Here is a 3804-nt window from a genome sequence, read left to right as displayed (position 1 = left end):
GAGCCATTGAGCAGGATGCTGATGTCGTTTTATTCATTCACAGGGAATCTTATTACTCAGATGCTGCGAATAAGAACACTTGCAAGATCCGCATTGCAAAGAACAGGGAGGGCCGTACAGGGGAGTTTGATTTTTGGGTGGATGATTACATCACCAATTTTCTGGATGAGGATCCATCAACCATGAACATTCCACAGTACTATAATAATGAAAATACACCATTTTAAATAACATCTAAAATATTCATATATAAACAATTAATAATTTAAACATTATGGCAAGAATTATTCTCGTTCAAACTAAGATCACATTACAACAGTCACCCGATGCAGCAGGTAAACTTTACCCGGCTTGTATCTTTTCCAATGACACTTTTCTCTCAATGTTCGAGGCGGCATTGATTGTCTCCAAGGACCTGATAGACCCTGAAGCGATAGAGAGAGCCACAGTTGAAAGCCTATTAATAGGCTTATCCGAATATCGAGTCTGGAAAGCGAATAAGCCGAAAACAGAGCTTCCCACAGATATCACGGAACATTTTGCATTATTGCCAGAATCAGAATGCAATATCGAAATGCTGTTTCAGCCCTATAATAATGTTCCGACGGAGGCACTACTCTACTCTCACGGGGAAGTGCTTGACATTGTGGGTGCATTTAAGATGGCGCTCGAAAAAGCCGATGCCGGGCAAACGGAAGCTATACAACCATTATATGACAGCTTTAATTCCTTCCTCACCGACTGGGAGCTGAACCAGCAGGCAACGGGAAGTTATTTTGCAAACGAAAAAAATGTATAGTTATGGCGTGGGGAGCAGTTAAGATAGCCAGCATTCAATGGATATCCGCCGGTATATGCCGGATAGATTTTGAGAGACCGAGAGGGTTAATAAAGTCGGCAGATTACGACATTTTTTGCCAGCCCTTGAATAGCGGTCAGAGATGCGTTGTGACGGGGAGATATTCAACCTATTTCACCGTGGAAGTAAGGAACGGAAGCGGAGCCTTGCAAAACCTTGACTTTTCATTTCAGATGGTTGGGGATAACTATTGAGCTATGATAGAGAAATATACACAAGGATATTATATCCCGAATATCAGCAGGCTTGCCGAAGTGATATTAAAGGAGCTGGACGTACCTGCCGAGGTGGACATCCAGCCCCTTAAAATCAAAACTTCCAATGCTATTTCCTATGTCGAGGGGTATGCTAGCAAGTACACTCCGAGTGAAAAGGCTAAATACACTATTTTCATAGATACAGAGATTTTAAAAATGGACGAATTATCCGACCCGATGATAAACCTTCTGATCCATGAAATTTGGCATATCAGACAGATGGAATGCGGATGGCTGAGGGCAAACACGGAATACACTGTCGCAGTATGGAATGGGATTCACTTCCCGATGACGATACCACACGATAAAAGACCTTGGGAGATCGAGGCGAGAATGATGGAGGAAAAATATTTCAGCCATATAAAAGAACTAATATGAAGCAATGAGATAAAGCTTGGCGTTTTATCAATGGCCAAATATTGGGAGAAAATTAAAAGTATAAAACAAGCCATTTTGAGGCCGTTTAAGAGGTGATAATATTTTTACAGGCAAGGTACCGGGAAAGCAGTCAAACCTATCAAATTGACGAAGCAATGAAGCGAGGCGGGAGGATTCTGAAATTATAATATTCCCTTTGAAAAAACAAAGCAATGAAGATCCATCTAACTGGAATTTTCAGAAACTCTTGAAAAATTTACATTTTACTATACAGATAAACGATTTACAAATTACAAAAAAAAAATAATTATGTCGACAGAAGAATTAAAATCTGAATCCCTGAGAGTTAAGAATGCGATTGCTGAGTTTATTACAGCACAAGGAGCAACGAAACGCGTTATTGAAAAACTCAGAACGTACAAACAGGAAAATCCGAAACCCTCTCTTGTGTTCGAGGTAACAGATCTGAATGGCCCTGCCGGTCGTGCAAGAAATGAAGTCCTGGTTATGGCTGGCGGTAACTTCGTGGAAGAATATGAGGCAATGGTGCAACTGATGAATGAGTTCACTCAGTTATGCGATGAGATCAGTCTGATTCCGGTAGATATTGAACCGATTTCGTAAATTCAAATTATTATGACAGAAGAAGAGCTTGATAAACTCTCAGTCGAAGAGTGGGCCAAACTGATGGAACAAAATGAGAGAGTAAGTTGCGCGGTGAACATGGACCAGGATTTTGATGAGCAGGAAAGTGGCAATGAAGATTTTGGGACAATAGACTTGTTTAAAGATTAAAACATTAATAAATAGAATTTTATGGCAAATAAAACAATTAAACCTTTATTGGTTGATTTTGAAGAATATGAGTATCGAGGAGATCTCCATAAATTGGAAGAGCGGATCATCAAAGCACACGGGAAGAAAATTGAAAAAGCTTTTGAAGCTACCGGCCTGGGGAAACTCAACAATGATCATCTTCAGGGTATTTTGAAAGGAGATCTTACCGGTATCCGGAAAAAAATTACTAATATGATTTCCAAAGTTCTGGATCGGGAGTATTTGAGCCAAGAGATTGCAAACAATGTAAACGGCAAAATGGCAAGCCTGGAACATGAAACAAGGGGTCTTCTCTCAACCATTGATGTGGGTGGTGTTCGTGACCTGGTTTGCTACATTTCAGCAAGTGATACCGGTGAGATATATGTCTCAGATGAAGCGAAAGAAAGGATGAAGGATTCCCACAGTACGTTTGTTACCACTGCAGAGGGGATCAACCGTTATAATCTTCACAAGGCAGCAGCAGAGGCGATAAACACCTTCTGCAATGAAATGGGTGATCTTTTGGGTAACAGTCAACCACTTGAAGCATTTGGTTATGAAAACGGAAAAGTTGTCCCAAGATCCAATCGTTACGAATAGTACCAGAACCATCTTAGAACTCATAAAATTGCCAATCGATGAATTAACCGATGAAGAGATTGTAAGAGTTCTAAGAGACAAATTTCAATCCCGGTTTGCATTGATCGCGTATGAATCAGATAATGAGTATTTGTTTCTCTCAGCTTACAAGGGTAAAGGAAAGAGTATGATTAAAAATTTACAAATCGCTTGGGAAGAAAAATTCGGTCACATTGAAGTTTTATGAATATGACAAAGCTCACACCTAAACAAGAAAATTTCTGCAATTACTACCTTGAGACCGGTAACGCCTCAGAGGCTTACAGGCGGGCCTATTCGTGTGAAAACATGAAAGATGAAACAGTGAACGAGAGGTCATGTCGATTACTGAAAGAGTACAAGATTAGTACAAGGGTGAGGCAATTACAGGAAAAACTTCAGGAGAAATCAGACATCACAAAAATAGAAGCGGTCAAAGAGCTGACAAACATTGTCAGGGCCCGGGTAACGGATGTTCTTTTTGCGAGAGGCACCACAATCAAAATCAAAAATCTTGAAGAACTTCCCGATCACATTGTATCATGCATTTCTGTAATGAAAAAGGTCAAAGGCGGTATTGAAATCAAGCTTTATGATAAGATATCTGCCATCGACCGGCTAAGCAAGCTTCTGGGGTGGGATGAACCGTCAAAGATCGATATTCATGGATCAGTCAATACCAGTTTTCTGGAACAGATGAGCAATGAGGAGTTGGAAGAATTTATCAGAGGCGAAATTGATAGACAAGGTTTTAATGAAACACCTAAAGAATAAACCATTATGGACAATGAAGTAAGTAATGAATCTATCAGTGAGATAGAACGGTTTGAATCGATTGCAGAGGCCTATGAAGCCGGTAAACGTGCCGGAATG

At 40.2% G+C, this 3804-nt stretch carries 8 protein-coding genes; all 8 read left to right on the top strand.

Annotated features, from left to right (window positions below; genetic code table 11):
* Window positions 1-227, top strand: a 227-nt coding sequence (locus tag B4G81_RS08150) for a DnaB-like helicase C-terminal domain-containing protein (protein WP_294081494.1), incomplete at its 5' end; no start/stop codon positions are given.
* A 47-nt stretch (window positions 228-274) separates the two neighbouring features.
* Complete coding sequence (locus B4G81_RS08145) at window positions 275-799, top strand: hypothetical protein (protein ID WP_294081493.1); 525 nt, start codon at window positions 275-277, stop codon at window positions 797-799.
* A 257-nt stretch (window positions 800-1056) separates the two neighbouring features.
* Window positions 1057-1494 carry a hypothetical protein gene (locus B4G81_RS08140; protein WP_294081492.1) on the top strand — a complete coding sequence of 146 codons (438 nt, stop codon included), beginning with the start codon at window positions 1057-1059 and terminating at the stop codon, window positions 1492-1494.
* 309 nt (window positions 1495-1803) lie between these two features.
* On the top strand, window positions 1804-2118 hold the full coding sequence (locus B4G81_RS08135; RefSeq protein ID WP_294081491.1) for a hypothetical protein: 315 nt from the start codon (window positions 1804-1806) through the stop codon (window positions 2116-2118).
* A gap of 12 nt (window positions 2119-2130) precedes the next feature.
* Window positions 2131-2289, top strand: coding sequence for a hypothetical protein (locus tag B4G81_RS08130; protein WP_294081490.1), 159 nt, complete (start codon window positions 2131-2133; stop codon window positions 2287-2289).
* Between the two features lie 21 nt (window positions 2290-2310).
* Window positions 2311-2913 (top strand): hypothetical protein, encoded by a 603-nt coding sequence (locus tag B4G81_RS08125; RefSeq protein WP_294081489.1) that lies wholly within the window; start codon window positions 2311-2313, stop codon window positions 2911-2913.
* Entirely contained in the window at window positions 2870-3139 is a 270-nt protein-coding gene (locus tag B4G81_RS08120) for a hypothetical protein (RefSeq protein ID WP_294081488.1), read from the top strand. The genes B4G81_RS08125 and B4G81_RS08120 overlap by 44 nt, the downstream gene beginning before the upstream one ends.
* A gap of 2 nt (window positions 3140-3141) precedes the next feature.
* Window positions 3142-3705: a terminase small subunit gene (locus B4G81_RS08115; RefSeq protein WP_294081487.1), complete on the top strand. Its 564-nt coding sequence runs from the start codon at window positions 3142-3144 to the stop codon at window positions 3703-3705.
* The last annotated feature ends 99 nt before the right edge of the window (window positions 3706-3804 follow it).

The sequence above is a fragment of the Proteiniphilum sp. UBA5384 genome (assembly GCF_002410825.1).
GTDB lineage: Bacteria > Bacteroidota > Bacteroidia > Bacteroidales > Dysgonomonadaceae > Proteiniphilum.
Note: the sequence above shows the minus strand (reverse complement) of the source record. Positions and strands in the feature narration are given on the sequence as shown.

Excerpts from the sequence above, each read along its gene's own strand:
- B4G81_RS08135 (WP_294081491.1), top strand. The coding sequence starts at position 1,804 with ATGTCGACAGAAGAATTAAAATCTGAATCCCTGAGAGTTAAGAATGCG.
- B4G81_RS08130 (WP_294081490.1), top strand. The coding sequence starts at position 2,131 with ATGACAGAAGAAGAGCTTGATAAACTCTCAGTCGAAGAGTGGGCCAAA.
- B4G81_RS08120 (WP_294081488.1), top strand. The coding sequence starts at position 2,870 with ATGAAAACGGAAAAGTTGTCCCAAGATCCAATCGTTACGAATAGTACC.
- B4G81_RS08145 (WP_294081493.1), top strand. The coding sequence starts at position 275 with ATGGCAAGAATTATTCTCGTTCAAACTAAGATCACATTACAACAGTCA.
- B4G81_RS08125 (WP_294081489.1), top strand. The coding sequence starts at position 2,311 with ATGGCAAATAAAACAATTAAACCTTTATTGGTTGATTTTGAAGAATAT.
- B4G81_RS08140 (WP_294081492.1), top strand. The coding sequence starts at position 1,057 with ATGATAGAGAAATATACACAAGGATATTATATCCCGAATATCAGCAGG.
- B4G81_RS08115 (WP_294081487.1), top strand. The coding sequence starts at position 3,142 with ATGACAAAGCTCACACCTAAACAAGAAAATTTCTGCAATTACTACCTT.